Consider the following 15,307-nt stretch of genomic DNA (forward strand, 5'->3'; position numbering starts at 1 on the left):
GGGCGTGGGGGGTGGTTCGGTGCCCGATTTTGCCCGTCGGCGGGGCGTCGGACATGTGTCGGGCAAGTGTCGGGCACATGTCGGGCAAAGTGCCCGACGGGGAAGTGCGGAGTGTTTCGCGCCCAAAGAGCCTGCCGGGGCGCGGCGGGGCGATGTCTGTGATTTGCCAAGTGTCTTGGAGTGACCCCGTAAGCTCCGCGCGGTGCGCCCGAACCGAGGGGAGGGCGAGAAGCGCCCGCCCCGTGGGGGCGGTTCGGGCGCTGCCAAATCGGAGATTTGGCAAAGTAGGGCGATACATCTGGTCCAGATCGGCAATTCAGTCCTGCATGCGCTCGACCTTCAGCCTGTTCCGCCCGGCGGCACGCCGGGCAGCCCCCGACTTCCCCCGGAAGGGGGCTTCACCCCCGCCCTCGGTCGGGGGCTGCGTTTTGTGTCAAGAGACGAGCGGAAGCAGTCTTTGGAGGGCATCCAAAAGCGCACCGATCAAAGACTGCTTAGCGGAGATCCAGCTAATCAACTCGGCACTTCCTGAGACCGCGGCGGTTCCGACTGCTTTCTGAGCGGCGTTGTCTGCGGTTTTGGCGAGGTAGGTTCGGCATTTTCGCAAGGCGTCTCTGAGAGAAGAGGCACTTTTTTCTAACTCTTCTTTGTCAGGAGCTTCCTTCTCAAGTTCCTCCGACAGAGTCGCCGTGGCTTCTGTGAGCGACTTAAAAATCGCACTCGGTACAGACGTGGAAACGCCTTCAAGTGGCTCTGGTGGAAAGTTGCCCCCGACTTCGAACCTGGACTGTGTTGCTTTGGCAAGCGCGGCTTGAAGGCGCTTGTTTGCCTTGGCAGCTTCGTAGCGCGCTTCAATGAATTCAATCTTTCCCGCAATTCTTTGAGGCGCGTTTTCGCCTTCCCAAACGGAAAACCTATCCTCATCGGTCGACCCAATTAGCGCAATCTGCTCTTGCAGGCTCCAGTCCATAGGGTCGCCGGTGCGCATCCCCTCCAACCAGCGCTTCCAGAAGCCCCAAGTATCAGGGTTGCCATCAAAGAATTCGGTGAGCTTGGCGTAGTGCTGGACTAAGCCCAACGGTTCGCCCGTTGGAAAGTCTCTGAACGCCTCGGACGGCCATAAAGGCCGATAGAAAATCGATTTTGAAGTTGGCTCGTCCTTGCGATTTGACGTGAGGTAGTCAGCGTCCCAATCACAAGCGGAGTATACGACCGATCTGTTCTCACGATATGTTTTTTGGTCGAAATATGACGCAACCGTGGAGTATTTGATTGCAGATGAAGCCGAAGATAAAGTGTTAGACCCGCTTGCTGTAAAAGCTGCGTGCGATGAGCATCTTGCGGCAGAATTGGCCTCTGAATAGGCTGACTCAGCAGCCTCCTTAGCGATTTCAGCAGCCTGCACGCTAGACGTTTTTAGGGTCTGCGCTGTTCTGCCTGGCAGTACGACAGCCGCGACGCTTGCTGTTATTACCGCTCGTAGGACGGGTAACGCTACCCATGCAAGAGCCTCGCCAAACTCTTCCCCAATCGCGGGCGTCGCGCGCAAGGCGGCGCGGGCAGCCAACGCGGTGCGAACCTGTTGGTCCGTTTGGGTCTCCAGCCACGCACGCGCGCTGTCTTCGTCCGTGATGGCCATGCCTGCTCCGCCGCTGCTCTTGCGCGCAGCCTATGGCTGGGACATCGCCCTGCCAAGCGGTCCTTCAGCCCGCACCCAGCAGGGCGGCGGCCTCGTGGGCGCGCAGGCAGGGCGCGGCGGTGGTGCCGGGGCCTTGGGCGAAGAGCTCGGGGAAAATCTGGCGCAGTTCGAGCTGGGCCATCCAGTCGAGCCCGTCCTGGGCGACCTCGCCGGGATAGAGGCTCTCGGAGAGGCAGCCCTCGGCCTCCACGATCGCGTGGCCGTCCACCAGCAGGTGGCAATAGGTGACCGAGGCTTGCGGGGCGCGGGTGACGCCGGGCAGGGCGGTCAGGTGCTTGGCGGCGACGAGCACTTCGGGCAGGCCGAAGAGCAGCTCCGCCTGCCATGTGCGCATCAGCATCCGGTGGGCGGGCGAGACGAAGAGGGTGCGGCTGTTGCCGAGCGCGCCGGGCGCGAAGCGGATCGGGGCGAGATCGCCGGTGCCGTCCACGCGGCGCGCGCCGACCCAGCGGATCACGGCCTCGGGGGTCGCGTCGGTCCAGATCCGGTCGCCCTTGCGCAAGGTCTCGATCGCGCGGGGGCCGTCCGGTGTGCGCAGCAGGGTTCCGGCGGTGAAACAGGGCACGAACTGGTCATAGCGGATGTCGCCATTGTTTGAGCCCGAGATCTTCACATAGGATTTGCCCGGGATCAGGGGCTGGGTCAGGCCCATGCCCCAGATATCCGAGGTCTGCCCGTCCTTGGAGAAGACATAGACGCTGATCAGGGGGCCGGTGGGCTGGCCCTGGTCGTTGAGGGCGCGCAGGTCGATCCGGCTCTCGGATTCCACGCGGGTGCCCTCATCCACCAACCCGCCGCCATCGACCACCCGGTGGCGGTTGGGCTGGTCGTCTTCGAGAATGTTGGGGTTGGAGCCCCGGCCCGGCCGGTCATCGATCACCACAGTGACCGGCGTGAAGCCGCCGACATATTCGAAGACCGTGCCGTTGGGCGTGTCGGAGTTGTTGATGATCGGGTTGCCGGGCGTGCCCGAGGGGCTGCCGGAGGCGATCAGCAGGGCCTCGTTGTCGATGGCGATGAGATCTCTGTCCGGCATCCGGTCTCAATTCTCTGGCGCGTTTGGCGGGCGCGTCTTGGGTTGTACAATCTCAGGTAGAAAGCGGGTGTGCAAGAGCAACTCAACATTTAGTGGTCGCGAGACGGGAATCCGCCGATCCTGCCCCGGGCGCGCCCGGATTTCAGGGGCGTGGCCAGCGCTATGCGGCGTTAACCCGTTGCTTTCGCGGGCAAGTGTTCTGTGCTTTGCGGGCAAGTCTCCGCGCAAGTCTGCGCGAGACGGTGCCGCCTGCTGTTCCCAATCCTCCCTCGGACCGGAGCATGACGCGGCCTGCGGGCAAATCAAGAGAAGCGTTGCGTCAGAAGCGGAATTCCACCCCGAGCCCGCCGGAGACCAGCGTGTCATCCTCGATGATCGGGCTGTCGGTGACCGCGTCCGGCAGGAAATCCGCGCGCAGGGTGCCGAGGATGGACCAGTTCTCGCCGATGGGCATCACGCCGCGCAGGCCGACAAAGGGGACGACCACATCGCCGGGGTCATAGGCGTCGCGCCCGACCCGGGCCTCGTCCGACCCCACGCCCCAGACATAGCGGCTCAGATCGCCGCTCTGCCAGGCCGCACCGGCGGACCAGTCGAGCCGCACCGGGCCGAGGGCCTGGCGCAGGCCGAAGCGAAAGCGCGCCTCTTGCCCGTCATGCTCGCCGGTGAATTCCTGACGAATATCCGCGCCCGCATAGAGCCGCCCGAGATCATAGCGCAGCTCGAGCGCCACATCGCCGGTCACCTCGCGGTCGATCCCGTTCAGCTCGGGACCATCGGTCGAGATCAGTCCGGAAAAGCGCGGCCGAGCCGCCACCGAGACGTCAAAGGCCCCGAGATCCAGAACATCATAGCTGAGCCCGTTCGTGCTGAGCTCGAACGGGCCATTGGCATAGCGGAACAGGGGCAGGGGGATCACGTCTGAGCCTTGCCCGATATAAGGATTGGTATCCGCCGCCACGAGCCCGCCCAGAGACCACCCGTCCGGCCGACCGCCAGCCTCCTGCGCAAGCGCTGGCTGAGCAAGAGCGGCCCCAAGGGCCAAGAGGGAGATCGTCCGGAACATGGAAACAGTCTATCCGATTCGAAAAGCCTTGTCCTGCAAGGAGATGGCCCGCGGAGTTCACATGTCGAGTGTTAGGTTCGGAGTGTTATGAGATGCCGTGCTAGGCTGAAGGCGAGGGACTGGTTTTTGAACAGTCTCCGGAAGAACTGCGAGCTATTCCGTGCCAGATTTTGCCGGAGCGGAGACTTCAAGGTTATCCGTGTTGCTGATAATGCCACTGATAGCGCTGGCTTTTGAGATGCTTCAACTTATTCACCAGCTAGAGTGCAGAAATGCGCTCAAACTCTGACCCCCGTATCTTTGCCAGTAGGCGACGAGGAGGCTTGGTGCGTTGCCAGATAAACTGTTATCAATACAGTGACTACGCTGAGTGCGAACCTTCAGATGGGAAGAATTATGAGCGAAATCCGGCCAAGCTATCTAGTTCAGGGCGAGCAGGCTCGCTTGTTTCCAGTGCTCTCCACGGTCTCTAAAGAAGGGCGTACTACATCAATTGTATTGTCTTGCATGGCAAGGGTTCACGAATTCGGAGCGTCTATCTTGGGCGAGATTGGAGTTAAAATTGGTGTCAGAGCAAGGCTGGATGCCTATACAGAAGTTGTTTTCGAGAGGCAGAATGAAAATATCAAGGATAGACCCGATGGTTTGGTCGTGGTCGCAACTGGAAAACGTGAGTGGCGCGCCTTGGTCGAAGCAAAGGTTGGGAATAACGGCTTAGACGCTAGCCAGATAGAGCGCTATCGGAGTTTGGCAAAAGAGAATGGAATCGATTGTGTTATCACGATCTCAAACCAGTTTGCGACATCACCCAGCAGTCATCCGATAGAGGATGTTAGGAAAAGTCGATCAAAGGTCCCTGTTTATCATTTCTCATGGATGACAATTCTGACCAAGGCGGATCTTCTGGTTAGTAAAAGTGCCGTAGAGGATCGAGATCAACTGCTTTTGCTCAATGAACTTCGACGTTTCTTGAGCCATGAGAGCGCGGGGGTCAAAGGATTTGACCGGATGCCTCGCGAATGGACCGAGCTAAACCGGCATGTTACGAGTGGCGGTACTATTCCGCTGAAGTCGCAGGAAGCTGAAGCGACGCTGTCAGCATGGCATCAGGAGACCAAAGATCTTGCTTTGATTTTGAGCCGGCTGACCGAGACGCCTGTTTCCGAGAAACTCCCACGGAAGCACGCTGGAGATCCTTCTGCGCGGCTTAAAGATGAAGCCAAACAGCTCAAAGAATGCCAAGAACTTCGAGTAAGCTTTTCAGTACCTGACGCGGCCGCTCCCCTCGAAGTAAAAGCGAACCTTGCAAGGCGCTCCATTGATGTTTCGATGGCCCTCCGTGCACCTGAGGATAAGAAATCTACGAAAGCTCGGCTCAACTGGCTGTTGAGGCAAATAAAAGTTGAAGACGAGACCGATATCTATATTCGATTGCTATGGCCCGGAAATAGCGAGCCTACTCAACACCCGCTCTCTGTGCTTAGGGAAAATCCTGATTGTTGTGATGAAGACAAAAAGCATCTAGTGGCTCACAGGTTCGAGGCAGTATTGTCTAGGCAACTGGGGGCGCGGTTTGCACAACAGGTAAATTTTATCTCTGAACTCGAAACCATCGTGCCTGATTTTTATGGAAGAGTGGGCTCAAACCTATCAGCATGGAGAAAGTCTGCACCAAAAATAAGGGATAAGAAATCTAGCGAAGACGTTAGTACAGAGGCGATTCATGACGATGCCGAAGACTTCGACGCCTAGTATTCGTTCGGCCTGCCTTTAATCGAAGAATCTATTTCCTGTTCGGAGGAGTGAACCGTAGTTAAAGCGATACGCAGTTTTGCGAAAACTACGGTAGCTGCACAAACTGAGACATGCCGCCTTCGAACTGCTGATCTGCGGATGGGAACGAGCCCACTTGCCAACCCCCTCAAACCGCCGCATATCCCTTCCCATGACCGATCTCGCGCATATCCGGAACTTCTCCATCGTGGCTCATATCGACCACGGCAAATCCACTCTGGCGGACCGTCTCATCCAGGAGACGAACACCGTGGCGGACCGGGATATGAAGGCCCAGCTGCTCGACAGTATGGATATCGAGCGCGAGCGGGGGATCACGATCAAGGCCAACACCGTGCGGATCGATTACACCGCCGAGGATGGGCAGGATTATGTCCTGAACCTGATCGACACCCCGGGCCATGTGGATTTCGCCTATGAGGTCAGCCGCTCCATGCGCGCGGTGGAGGGCTCGCTTCTGGTGGTGGACAGCACGCAAGGGGTCGAGGCGCAGACGCTGGCCAATGTCTATCAGGCCATCGAGGCGGATCACGAGATCGTTCCGGTGCTCAACAAGATCGACCTGCCGGCCTCCGATTGCGACCGGGTGGCCGAGCAGATCGAGGATGTGATCGGCATTGATGCCACTGGCGCGATCCAGGTCTCGGCCAAGACCGGCGTCGGGATCCGCGAGACGCTGGAGGCGATTGTCACGGAACTGCCTGCCCCCGCGGGCGATGTGGACGCGCCGCTCAAGGCGATGCTGGTGGACAGCTGGTATGACGCTTATCTCGGCGTGATCGTTCTGGTGCGGATCATCGACGGCACCCTCAAGAAGGGCGAGCGGATCAAGATGCTGTCGAACGGGTCGGTGCACCATGTGGACCGGGTCGGTGTCTTCCGCCCCGAGATGCAGCCCGTCGACGCGCTCGGCCCCGGCGAGATCGGGTTCCTGACCGCCTCGATCAAGCAGGTGCGAGACACCCGCGTCGGCGACACGATCACCCATGAAAAGAAGGGCACGACCGACCCGCTGCCGGGGTTCAAGCCGTCCCAGCCCGTGGTGTTCTGTGGCCTCTTCCCGGTGGACAATGCGGAGTTCGAGGACCTGCGCGACGCGATCGAGAAGCTCGCCCTGAACGACGCCTCCTTCAGCTACGAGATGGAGACTTCGGCCGCCCTCGGTTTCGGCTTCCGCTGCGGCTTCCTCGGGCTCCTGCATCTGGAGGTGATCCGCGACCGGATCGAGCGCGAGTACAATATCGAGCTCATCACCACAGCGCCCTCGGTCATCTACCATGTGTATATGCGTGACGGCTCCATGATCGAGCTGCACAACCCCGCCGACATGCCGGACCTGACCCATGTGGACCATCTGGAGGAGCCGCGGATCAAGGCGACGATCCTCGTGCCGGATGACTATCTCGGCGATGTGCTCAAGCTCTGCCAGGACCGGCGGGGGATCCAGCTGGACCTGACCTATGCGGGCAGCCGCGCGATGGTGGTCTATGACCTGCCGCTGAACGAGGTGGTATTCGACTTCTACGACCGGCTGAAATCCGTGACCAAGGGCTATGCGAGCTTCGACTACCAGATGCTCGACTACCGGCAGGACCATCTGGTGAAGATGTCAATCCTGGTGAATGACGAGCCGGTGGACGCGCTCTCGACCATGGTGCACCGGGACCGTGCGGAGATGCGCGGGCGGGCCATGTGCGAAAAGCTCAAGGACCTGATCCCGCGCCACATGTTCAAGATCCCGATCCAGGCGGCCATCGGCGGCAAAGTCATCGCGCGCGAGACGCTGGCCGCACTGCGCAAGGACGTGACCGCGAAATGCTATGGCGGCGACGTGACCCGGAAGAAGAAACTGCTGGAGAAGCAGAAGGCGGGCAAGAAGAAGATGCGCCAGTTCGGGAAGGTGGATATCCCGCAGGAAGCGTTTATAAGCGCATTGAAAATGGATGGCTAGGCTATCCACTTTAGGCCTATATGAAATGCGGTGGGTGGCATAGTTTAGAACACTAGGCGTTCCCCTATGGTTGACGGCACTAGGTATTTCCCTGCAGCTTAGCTCTGAGAGTTGGTTATGATGGGCGGGGACTATGTTTGAGGTTGTCGAGATTTCGGTCGATGAAGTTGGGCGCTTGCTCGTCCTTGACGAAGGGCAAAGGCTCGATTTTAAGTCGGCGAGGATAGCGCCCGCAAAGCTTTCACAAAGCCTCTCTTCTTTTGCTAATACTGATGGAGGGGAGATCTTCATTGGAATTGAAGATGATAAAACATGGTTCGGATTCGAAAATATTGAAGCGGCTAATCCGGTCGCGTCTCTAGTTTATGAAATGTTTCCGGTCGAGGACTACGTGAACTGTGTGTTCCTGCGTGGGGAAAACATACCGAACCTTGTCCTTAAAATTGAGATTTCGAGAACGCCTGATATAAAGTATGCCACAAGTGGTTCGCCATATCGGCGATTTGGTGCTCAAAATAGGAAGCTTGCAAGTAGTGAAGCGATAAGGAGGCTTGAATATTCGAAGGGAGTTCACTCCTATGAGGATGAGCGACTGAACCACTTGCTGGCTGACGTTCAGAACTCTACCGGCATCATTGAGTTTAGTCTGAATATTGTGCCGCACCCTGAACCAAACACATGGTTAAGAAAACAAAGGCTAGTGGTTGATGAAAAAGCAACGGTAGCGGCATGCATGCTTTTTTCCGAAGAACCGCAGATTGCTTTGCCAAAGTCTGGTGTGAAAATTTACCGCTATAAGACGGTCGAGGCTGAAGGAACGCGCGATACACTTGCCTTCGACCCAGTTACAGTCGAAGGCCCGGTAGTCAACCTAATCTCCAAGGCTGTTGAGACGGTCAAGGCAGTAGTTCAAGATATTCCGAAAGTTGGAACTTCAGGCCTTGAAGCAATTGTCTATCCCGAGGAGGCGATACATGAGGTCCTCACTAACGCTGTATTGCATAGAGATTATAGCATAAATGATGAAGTTCATATTCGAATATTTGATAATAGAGTGGAGGTTTTCAGTCCGGGAAAGCTACCGGGATATGTTACTCCTAAAAATATTCTTAAGGAAAGATTTGCTCGGAATCCAAAAATAGTGAGAATAACAAATAAGTTTTCAAATGCTCCAAACAAAGATATCGGTGAAGGTCTCAACACGACTTTTGAAAAAATGCGAGGTCTTAAACTCCGTGATCCTGTAATTTATGAAACGGAAGCAGGGGTTACTGTTGCGTTGTATCATGAGAAGCTAGCGTCGCCAGAGCAATTGATTCAAGATTACCTCGAGAAAAATGCTGAGATTAATAATTCAAAAGCACGTGATATTTGCCGTGAGGGAAGTGAGAATAAAATTAAAAGAGTATTCGAGCGTATGATGGATGCAGGCATAATTGAGCGTATCCCTGAAAGACGAGGCCGGGCTACTGCGTATCGATTAAAGTAAAATCGCCACGAGCAATAGCATTCTTTCGCCCGGCATCACGCCGGGCAGCGCCCGAACCGCCCCCACGGGGCGGGCGCTTCTCGCCCACCCCTCGGTTCGGGCGCGCCCTATGATCAGTCGATACCACCAGCAACACACACCCCCGGGGCTCCGCCCGTCCGAGCCTCGAAAGGTCCACTGAAGCTTTCGCCGGACTGGAGCCCGGACCGGCGCGGCCCCCCTCAGTTCGGGCGTCTTCTGATCTGAGGACAGTGCACTTCAAAGCCGATCTTGACCCAAATCATACCCCCTAACCTAGCCTTCCCGCACACTCCTCTCTGAGAGGAGAACTGCCATGGATATCACCGCCGCTGAAGAGACCCTCCGCGCCCGTCGGGCTGAGATTGTCGGGGACCTGAGCCGGATCGAAACGTCTTTGGACGCTGCCGCCCCGAAGGATTGGGAAGACCGCGCGTCGGAGCGGCAGGGGGATGAGGTTCTCGAAGCGTTGGGCCATGCGGAGCAGGCGGAGTTGTCACGGATTGATGCGGCGCTGCACCGGATTGCGGATGGGATTTATGGCACTTGCCTGAAATGCCGGGAGCCGATCCCGGAGGCGCGGTTGCTTGCGGTGCCGACCGCGCCGCTTTGCGCCGGTTGCATGCGCCGTTGAGCACCTAAACAGCCTGCAGTTGCGGCAGATCAAAGACGCATCGGGGACTCATCTCGTAAAATCAACATCGCAAATACACCTAAAGTGAAGGGGTTTTCCGATGATCCGTCTGGCCTTGATACTCTACGCCCTGATCGGCACCACGCTCGCAGGGTCGTTCATGGTCGCAGCGCTCACCGCAGGCTACACCACCGCGCAGCCGGTGATCCTGTCGGCGGCGCTGGGATTTGGCCTCGGCATCCCGGTCTCGGTTCTGGTGGCCCGCGCAATCACCACGCGCGCCTGACCCTTGGCCCCGGAACCTGAGGCGCGAGCCCTGCGGTTTACTGGATCCGCAGGTGCTCGCTGCTGAGTTGCAGCCCCGCGGCAGGGGGCGTCCGGAGAGGGCGCCGGGCCCGGCGCCATTGGCGGTCAGACGCGGCCATTGATCTCGATGAGATTGCCCTCCGGGTCCTCCACATAGACGTGGCGCAGGCCCGGGATGGCGAACTCGCCGGTGACCGAGAACGGGATCCCGGCGGCGGTCAAACGGTCGATCACGCCTTGCAGATCCTCCACATGGATCGCCACATGGCCGCCGACGCTGGGATTGTGGATCAGGTTGTTCTTCTCGGCAAACTCCGGGTCCGGCGCGATCAGGTGCAGGCCCGTATGCCCTTCGCGCCCGTCGCCCAGCAGGGCGAGCTTGTCCGGGTCGCCGGGCAGGTAGCCGCGGGTTTCGGGAAACACCCAGTCCTGTTCCGTCATGCCCAGCACATCGCGGTAAAACGCCGCCGTCCGGCGCACGTCCCTGGCCTGCAGATTGACGTGATGAATGGACCAGCCCATTGAACTCCCTCCTCTTTTCCGGTCAACCTAACACGGACGGGCTGCCCGTCCCAGCCTTGGTGTGCGCACCGCGACGGGCGGATCTGACATGGATCAAGGCGCGCCATGCTGCACCTGCATAACAACGCGACCATCGAGAGGATACTTATGCATCGCCTGCCCGTGACCATCTTCAGCCTGACCGCCCCGACCCTCGCCGGGGTCGGCGTCGTGCTGGCCTTGGTGAGCGGTGTGAGCAGCGGGGCAGGGCTCGGCCTTGCCGCCGGGCTGGGCGCGGTGATCGCAGCGCCCTTCAGTTGGTTTGCCGCGCGCAAGCTCGGCGGACCGGATCAGACAGAGGATTGACCATGTTGAAAGCATTTACCGTCATTTTTGTCGTGCTCGCGGCGACTTTGGGCCTTCTGTCCGGGGTACTGACCGTGGGGATTGGCGAGACATCGGCGCCCGTGGTGGCATTGGCCGTTGTCACGGGCATGTTCCTCGCCGCGCCGGTGGCCTGGCGTCTGCTGCAGGGGCGCAAGCTCGGTTAACCGAACCTTAAGGCGCATGGGCGCACCTTGCGCCCATGCGCGTGCCGTTGATCCTATGCTGTCTCGCTCTGGCCGGGTGTTCGAACCCGGGGCTGGACTATCGCGGGGTGCCTGCGATGCGGGTGACGCAGGCGGGCTATACCTTCGATCTCTACTATAACGGCCGTTCGGTGCGGGGCATCCGCATGAACCCGAGCCGGCCAGTGTCGCGGACCCATTTCCGCCGGGCCTTTTACGATGCGGTGGGGGCCACACTGGGCTGTTCGGTTCTTGGCAGTACCATGGACGGGGATCTCGTGATGCTGACAGTTGAGGTCTATTGCCCCTCGTAAAACGGCGAAATCGTGGCATTTCTTGCGCCATGTCAAAGTGGCATCAACATCTGTCAGTTAAACTGTACAGGAGACATGTTGAGCAGGGCTGAAAAGCTCGCCTTGGCGTCGATCTGGACAGGGAGTGATGGGGGTGCCCTTGCGGCACAAGTGTCCGATCCTGCCGATCTCAGCGTGTCTCATTTCTGTAAGCGTTCTCAGCTTGAACGCCGACAGCACAGAACTTGCGTGCGCTGGAGCGCCTCGGATCCTTATCTCATGATGGGGATCGAGGAGATTTAGGGTCTCGAGGCGTCTCGTTCCACAGCGGGCGCAAGTTCTGTCGCTCTCCTGGCGGAGAGATCCCCGATACCGATACTGATGACGGCTAGGCGTCGAGGAAGGCGGAGAGCCGGTCGATGAACGGGCCCGGCGCCTCGGCATGGAGCCAGTGCCCCACATCCGGGATCGCGTCGATCTCGGCAGTGGGGAAGAGCCGGTTAATCTCGCCCTGATGGGCGGGCAGCACATAGTCGGAGGCTCCGCCGCGCAGGAACAACATCGGGCCGGTATACTGGCCGGAGATCTCGGGAAAGCCCATGATCAGGGGCATCTCGGCCCGCAGCGTGGCAAGGTTGAGCCGCCAGCGCGGACCGCCCTCGGCCCGCGGATCCAGCGATTGGGTCAGGAAAGCGCGGGTGGGCAGGTCCGGAACAGAGGCCATGAGCGCCTTGTCGGCATCCGACCGCTTGCTCACGGTGGCGAGATCCACGCCTTCCATGGCATCGATGAAGCCGGACTGGGTCCGGTTATAGGTGACCGGCGCGATATCCGCGACGAGCAGGCTTTCCACCATTTCCGGTTGGGTCAGGGCCAGCACCATGGCCGCCTTGCCCCCCATGGAATGGCCCAGCACATGGGCGCGCCCGCCATGGGCATCGATCACCTCTGCCAGATCCGCGGCAAGGTCCGGATAGCTGTGGGTGGGGGTATGGGCGCTGTCACCGTGGTTGCGCAGATCGACGGCGATCACCGGATGCCTGGCGGCCATCCGTTTCGAGATCGCGCCCCAGTTCTTGGCAGAGCCAAAGAGGCCATGAACGATCAGGAGCGGGGTGCCGGGGGCGTCGCCATAGGTCAGGGTGTTCAGCATTGCCGTCTCCGAAATATCCTGTGATCCGTGCTATCGCGACAAGGCGACAAGAACCAGCCCGCTTGAAGCGCGCGGTTGCCGCAGATAGCCTTGGGCATGGCCCGCGCACGTCTCACCAGCGTCTACGACCTGCCCGATGCGAATCTCGCATTGGCCGAGGAGATCGGCCGCAAGTTCCGCGCGCGACCCAAGGACCTGCCGGAGGCGCTGCGCCGGGTGAAGGGCGTTATGCCGAAACCCATGCTGGTAGAGTTGCAGGCCGCGGTCGAGGCCGAAAGCTGGCTGAGCCATCCCCACTGGCATCGCCAGATCGATCTGGGACAGATGCAGGACGTGCACGCCCGGGCGCGCCGGTTTCTCGATGGATTGAACCCCAGGCGGGATCGGGAGCGCTACTGGCTGGGCATCGCCGCCTGCGTGGTGGTGAACCTCGCGATCCTCGCCGCGCTGTTCGTGTTCGTGGCCCATTGGCGCGGTCTCATCTGAGACCGCGCGGACCCTCTGCTGTTCAGAGGTTGGGATAGATCGGGAAGCGCCCGCAGAGCTCGAGCACCTCGGCGCGCACAGCCGCCTCGACCTCGCCATTGCCCTCTTCGCCATTGGCCGCAAGGCCATCCACGACCCGGACGATCCAGTCGGCGATCTGGCGGAATTCCGGCGTGCCGAAGCCCCGGGTGGTGCCCGCGGGCGAGCCCAGCCGGATGCCGGAGGTGATCATCGGCTTTTCGGTATCAAAGGGGATGCCGTTCTTGTTGCAGGTGATATGGGCACGGCCCAGAGCCTTCTCGGTGGCGTTGCCCTTCACACCCTTGGGGCGCAGGTCCACCAGCATCAGGTGCGTATCGGTCCCGCCGGTCACGATGTCGAGCCCGCCCTGCATCAGCTGATCGGCGAGCGCCTGAGCGTTCTCGATCACTTGCGCCTGATAGGTCTTGAACTCGGGGCGCAGCGCCTCGCCAAAGGCTACGGCCTTGCCGGCGATCACATGCATCAGCGGCCCGCCCTGGATGCCCGGGAAGATGGCGGAGTTGAACTTCTTCGCCAGCGCCTCGTCATCGGTCAGGATCATTCCGCCGCGCGGACCGCGCAGGGTCTTGTGGGTCGTGGTCGTCGCCACATGGGCATGGGGGAAGGGCGAGGGGTAGTGGCCCGAGGCCACAAGCCCGGCGAAATGCGCCATGTCCACCAGCAGGTACGCCCCCACCGTGTCGGCAATCTCGCGCATCTTGGCGAAATCGATGATGCGCGGGATGGCCGAGCCCCCGGCGATGATCATCTTGGGCTGATGCTCGGCGGCCAGGGCGGCGATCTGGTCGTAATCCACGTCCAGCGTGTCTTGGCGCACACCGTACTGGATCGCGTTGAACCACTTGCCCGACTGGTTCGGACGGGCGCCATGGGTCAGGTGCCCACCGGCATCGAGGCTCATGCCCAGAATGGTGTCGCCGGGCTGCAGCAGCGCGGTGAACACGCCCTGGTTGGCCTGGCTGCCCGAGTTCGGCTGCACATTGGCAAAGCCGCAGCCAAAGAGCTGCTTGGCGCGGTCGATGGCCAGATCCTCGGCGATGTCCACATACTGGCACCCGCCATAGTAGCGGCGCCCGGGATAGCCCTCGGCGTATTTATTGGTCATCACCGAGCCTTGCGCTTCCATCACGGCAGCGGAGGTGATGTTCTCGGACGCGATCAGTTCGATCTCGTCGCGCTGGCGGCCCAGCTCCTGGGTGATCGCGCCAAAAAGCTCGGCATCCCGAGTGGCAAGGGACTCGGTGAAGAAACCGGAATCGCGGTGCGGTGCATTCATCTGGACAGCTCCATTGGTCTAGGGCGGGGCACGACCGACGTGCCGTAGTGGAGGTCCATGTAGAGCAAACAGGGCCCGGGAGAAAGAGTATCCGGTGCGATTTGGCGCAGCACAGAGGGGAGCACGCCGCGTATAAGACCCTTGTGTTTCCGACACGCGCAGGCGAACACTTTTGGAAACGAAAGGCCCCACGCGATGCAAAGCCGCGAAAAGATTGCGTTTCTCGCCAGCCGCGCGCCCGTGGCTCAGGCTGCGCGCACGGCGCTCTCGGCGCTCCATGGCAATACGGCGCCCGAAGAGGCGGATGTGATCGTGGCCCTGGGCGGAGACGGGTTCATGCTGCAGACCCTGCACGCGACCGAGGGTCTGCGCGCGCCGGTCTATGGCATGAATTGCGGCACGATCGGCTTCATGATGAACGAATACTCCGAGGCGCGCCTGCCCGAGCGTCTGGCGGAGGCGGTCGAAGAGGTGATCAACCCGCTGCATATGCGGGCCATCGGCTCGGATGGGACGATTGTCGAGGCGCTGGCGATCAACGAGGTGGCCCTGCTGCGCGCGGGTTCACAGGCGGCCAAGCTGCGGATCTCGGTGGATGGCCGGGTGCGCATGGATGAGCTGGTCTGCGACGGGGCGCTGGTGGCGACGCCTGCGGGCTCCACCGCGTATAACTATTCGGCCCATGGTCCGATCCTGCCGATCGGCTCGGATGTGCTGGCCCTGACGGCCATGTCGGCCTTCCGGCCGCGGCGCTGGCGCGGGGCGCTTCTGCCGAAAACGGCCATGGTGCGGTTCGATGTGCTGGAGCCGGGCAAGCGCCCGGTCATGGCCGATGCTGACAGCCGCTCGAACCACGAGGTCGTCTCGGTCGAGATCCGGAGCGAGCCGAGCGTGCGGCACCGTCTGCTGTTCGATCCGGGCCATGGGCTCGAAGAGCGGCTGATCCGCGAACAGTTCGTCTAGGCGGGGGGCAGGGCGGAGCGCCGGGGCCTTG

At 60.4% G+C, this 15,307-nt stretch carries 16 protein-coding genes; 10 read left to right on the forward strand and 6 right to left on the reverse strand.

Features of this window, described 5'->3' with window-relative positions:
- Positions 1-433: 433 nt before the first annotated feature.
- The 3 genes from ACP15I_RS00335 to ACP15I_RS00345 all read right to left on the reverse strand — a co-directional run bounded on the left by ACP15I_RS00335 (position 434) and on the right by ACP15I_RS00345 (position 3,801).
- Complete coding sequence (locus tag ACP15I_RS00335) at positions 434-1,639, reverse strand: hypothetical protein (protein WP_424973405.1); 1,206 nt, start codon at positions 1,637-1,639, stop codon at positions 434-436.
- A 64-nt stretch (positions 1,640-1,703) separates the two neighbouring features.
- On the reverse strand, positions 1,704-2,735 hold the full coding sequence (locus ACP15I_RS00340) for a Hint domain-containing protein (RefSeq protein ID WP_424973406.1): 1,032 nt from the start codon (positions 2,733-2,735) through the stop codon (positions 1,704-1,706).
- 319 nt (positions 2,736-3,054) lie between these two features.
- On the reverse strand, positions 3,055-3,801 hold the full coding sequence (locus ACP15I_RS00345; RefSeq protein WP_424973407.1) for a MipA/OmpV family protein: 747 nt from the start codon (positions 3,799-3,801) through the stop codon (positions 3,055-3,057).
- A 396-nt stretch (positions 3,802-4,197) separates the two neighbouring features.
- Between ACP15I_RS00345 and ACP15I_RS00350 the strand changes: the two genes are divergently transcribed.
- The 5 genes from ACP15I_RS00350 (at position 4,198) to ACP15I_RS00370 (ending at position 9,973) form a co-directional block, all read left to right on the forward strand.
- Positions 4,198-5,553 (forward strand): hypothetical protein, encoded by a 1,356-nt coding sequence (locus ACP15I_RS00350; protein WP_424973408.1) that lies wholly within the window; start codon positions 4,198-4,200, stop codon positions 5,551-5,553.
- A gap of 193 nt (positions 5,554-5,746) precedes the next feature.
- Positions 5,747-7,546: a translation elongation factor 4 gene (gene lepA / locus ACP15I_RS00355; protein WP_424973409.1), complete on the forward strand. Its 1,800-nt coding sequence runs from the start codon at positions 5,747-5,749 to the stop codon at positions 7,544-7,546.
- 133 nt (positions 7,547-7,679) lie between these two features.
- Complete coding sequence (locus tag ACP15I_RS00360) at positions 7,680-9,035, forward strand: ATP-binding protein (RefSeq protein WP_424973410.1); 1,356 nt, start codon at positions 7,680-7,682, stop codon at positions 9,033-9,035.
- Between the two features lie 334 nt (positions 9,036-9,369).
- The gene (locus tag ACP15I_RS00365) at positions 9,370-9,687 is read left to right on the forward strand and encodes a TraR/DksA family transcriptional regulator (RefSeq protein WP_424973411.1); all 318 of its coding nucleotides are present in this window, start codon (positions 9,370-9,372) and stop codon (positions 9,685-9,687) included.
- Between the two features lie 100 nt (positions 9,688-9,787).
- Positions 9,788-9,973, forward strand: coding sequence for a CTP synthetase (locus tag ACP15I_RS00370; RefSeq protein WP_424964890.1), 186 nt, complete (start codon positions 9,788-9,790; stop codon positions 9,971-9,973).
- Between the two features lie 125 nt (positions 9,974-10,098).
- On the opposite strand, the gene ACP15I_RS00375 is transcribed toward ACP15I_RS00370, so the two are convergent.
- Positions 10,099-10,515 carry a VOC family protein gene (locus ACP15I_RS00375; RefSeq protein ID WP_424964889.1) on the reverse strand — a complete coding sequence of 139 codons (417 nt, stop codon included), beginning with the start codon at positions 10,513-10,515 and terminating at the stop codon, positions 10,099-10,101.
- A 105-nt stretch (positions 10,516-10,620) separates the two neighbouring features.
- On the opposite strand from ACP15I_RS00375, the gene ACP15I_RS00380 reads away from it, so the two are divergent.
- From ACP15I_RS00380 to ACP15I_RS00390, 3 genes are read left to right on the forward strand one after another with little or no spacing between them, the layout of a single operon-like run.
- A complete protein-coding gene (locus ACP15I_RS00380) occupies positions 10,621-10,860 on the forward strand; it encodes a CTP synthetase (protein WP_424973412.1) in 240 nt (79 codons plus the stop codon).
- Positions 10,861-10,862: 2 nt separating this feature from the next.
- Positions 10,863-11,045, forward strand: coding sequence for a hypothetical protein (locus ACP15I_RS00385; protein ID WP_424964887.1), 183 nt, complete (start codon positions 10,863-10,865; stop codon positions 11,043-11,045).
- Between the two features lie 35 nt (positions 11,046-11,080).
- Positions 11,081-11,377, forward strand: coding sequence for a hypothetical protein (locus ACP15I_RS00390; RefSeq protein ID WP_424973413.1), 297 nt, complete (start codon positions 11,081-11,083; stop codon positions 11,375-11,377).
- A 367-nt stretch (positions 11,378-11,744) separates the two neighbouring features.
- On the opposite strand, the gene ACP15I_RS00395 is transcribed toward ACP15I_RS00390, so the two are convergent.
- Positions 11,745-12,509, reverse strand: coding sequence for an alpha/beta fold hydrolase (locus ACP15I_RS00395; RefSeq protein ID WP_424973414.1), 765 nt, complete (start codon positions 12,507-12,509; stop codon positions 11,745-11,747).
- A 96-nt stretch (positions 12,510-12,605) separates the two neighbouring features.
- On the opposite strand from ACP15I_RS00395, the gene ACP15I_RS00400 reads away from it, so the two are divergent.
- Positions 12,606-12,995: a hypothetical protein gene (locus ACP15I_RS00400; RefSeq protein ID WP_424973415.1), complete on the forward strand. Its 390-nt coding sequence runs from the start codon at positions 12,606-12,608 to the stop codon at positions 12,993-12,995.
- A gap of 22 nt (positions 12,996-13,017) precedes the next feature.
- Here ACP15I_RS00400 and glyA read toward each other — a convergent pair whose 3' ends face one another.
- Complete coding sequence (gene glyA / locus ACP15I_RS00405) at positions 13,018-14,313, reverse strand: serine hydroxymethyltransferase (protein WP_424973416.1); 1,296 nt, start codon at positions 14,311-14,313, stop codon at positions 13,018-13,020.
- 195 nt (positions 14,314-14,508) lie between these two features.
- Here glyA and ACP15I_RS00410 point away from each other — a divergent pair, with 195 nt between their 5' ends.
- Entirely contained in the window at positions 14,509-15,276 is a 768-nt protein-coding gene (locus ACP15I_RS00410) for an NAD kinase (RefSeq protein WP_424973417.1), read from the forward strand.
- Positions 15,277-15,307 lie beyond the last annotated feature (31 nt).

It is taken from the genome of Dinoroseobacter sp. S124A (assembly GCF_049801015.1).
GTDB lineage: Bacteria > Pseudomonadota > Alphaproteobacteria > Rhodobacterales > Rhodobacteraceae > Dinoroseobacter.

What these genes read in the sequence shown, in the direction of transcription:
- ACP15I_RS00335 (WP_424973405.1), bottom strand. Translation starts at nt 1,639, where the DNA reads ATGGCCATCACGGACGAAGACAGCGCGCGTGCGTGGCTGGAGACCCAA.
- ACP15I_RS00340 (WP_424973406.1), bottom strand. Translation starts at nt 2,735, where the DNA reads ATGCCGGACAGAGATCTCATCGCCATCGACAACGAGGCCCTGCTGATC.
- ACP15I_RS00345 (WP_424973407.1), bottom strand. Translation starts at nt 3,801, where the DNA reads ATGTTCCGGACGATCTCCCTCTTGGCCCTTGGGGCCGCTCTTGCTCAG.
- ACP15I_RS00350 (WP_424973408.1), top strand. Translation starts at nt 4,198, where the DNA reads ATGAGCGAAATCCGGCCAAGCTATCTAGTTCAGGGCGAGCAGGCTCGC.
- lepA (WP_424973409.1), top strand. Translation starts at nt 5,747, where the DNA reads ATGACCGATCTCGCGCATATCCGGAACTTCTCCATCGTGGCTCATATC.
- ACP15I_RS00360 (WP_424973410.1), top strand. Translation starts at nt 7,680, where the DNA reads ATGTTTGAGGTTGTCGAGATTTCGGTCGATGAAGTTGGGCGCTTGCTC.
- ACP15I_RS00365 (WP_424973411.1), top strand. Translation starts at nt 9,370, where the DNA reads ATGGATATCACCGCCGCTGAAGAGACCCTCCGCGCCCGTCGGGCTGAG.
- ACP15I_RS00370 (WP_424964890.1), top strand. Translation starts at nt 9,788, where the DNA reads ATGATCCGTCTGGCCTTGATACTCTACGCCCTGATCGGCACCACGCTC.
- ACP15I_RS00375 (WP_424964889.1), bottom strand. Translation starts at nt 10,515, where the DNA reads ATGGGCTGGTCCATTCATCACGTCAATCTGCAGGCCAGGGACGTGCGC.
- ACP15I_RS00380 (WP_424973412.1), top strand. Translation starts at nt 10,621, where the DNA reads ATGCTGCACCTGCATAACAACGCGACCATCGAGAGGATACTTATGCAT.
- ACP15I_RS00385 (WP_424964887.1), top strand. Translation starts at nt 10,863, where the DNA reads ATGTTGAAAGCATTTACCGTCATTTTTGTCGTGCTCGCGGCGACTTTG.
- ACP15I_RS00390 (WP_424973413.1), top strand. Translation starts at nt 11,081, where the DNA reads ATGCGCGTGCCGTTGATCCTATGCTGTCTCGCTCTGGCCGGGTGTTCG.
- ACP15I_RS00395 (WP_424973414.1), bottom strand. Translation starts at nt 12,509, where the DNA reads ATGCTGAACACCCTGACCTATGGCGACGCCCCCGGCACCCCGCTCCTG.
- ACP15I_RS00400 (WP_424973415.1), top strand. Translation starts at nt 12,606, where the DNA reads ATGGCCCGCGCACGTCTCACCAGCGTCTACGACCTGCCCGATGCGAAT.
- glyA (WP_424973416.1), bottom strand. Translation starts at nt 14,313, where the DNA reads ATGAATGCACCGCACCGCGATTCCGGTTTCTTCACCGAGTCCCTTGCC.
- ACP15I_RS00410 (WP_424973417.1), top strand. Translation starts at nt 14,509, where the DNA reads ATGCAAAGCCGCGAAAAGATTGCGTTTCTCGCCAGCCGCGCGCCCGTG.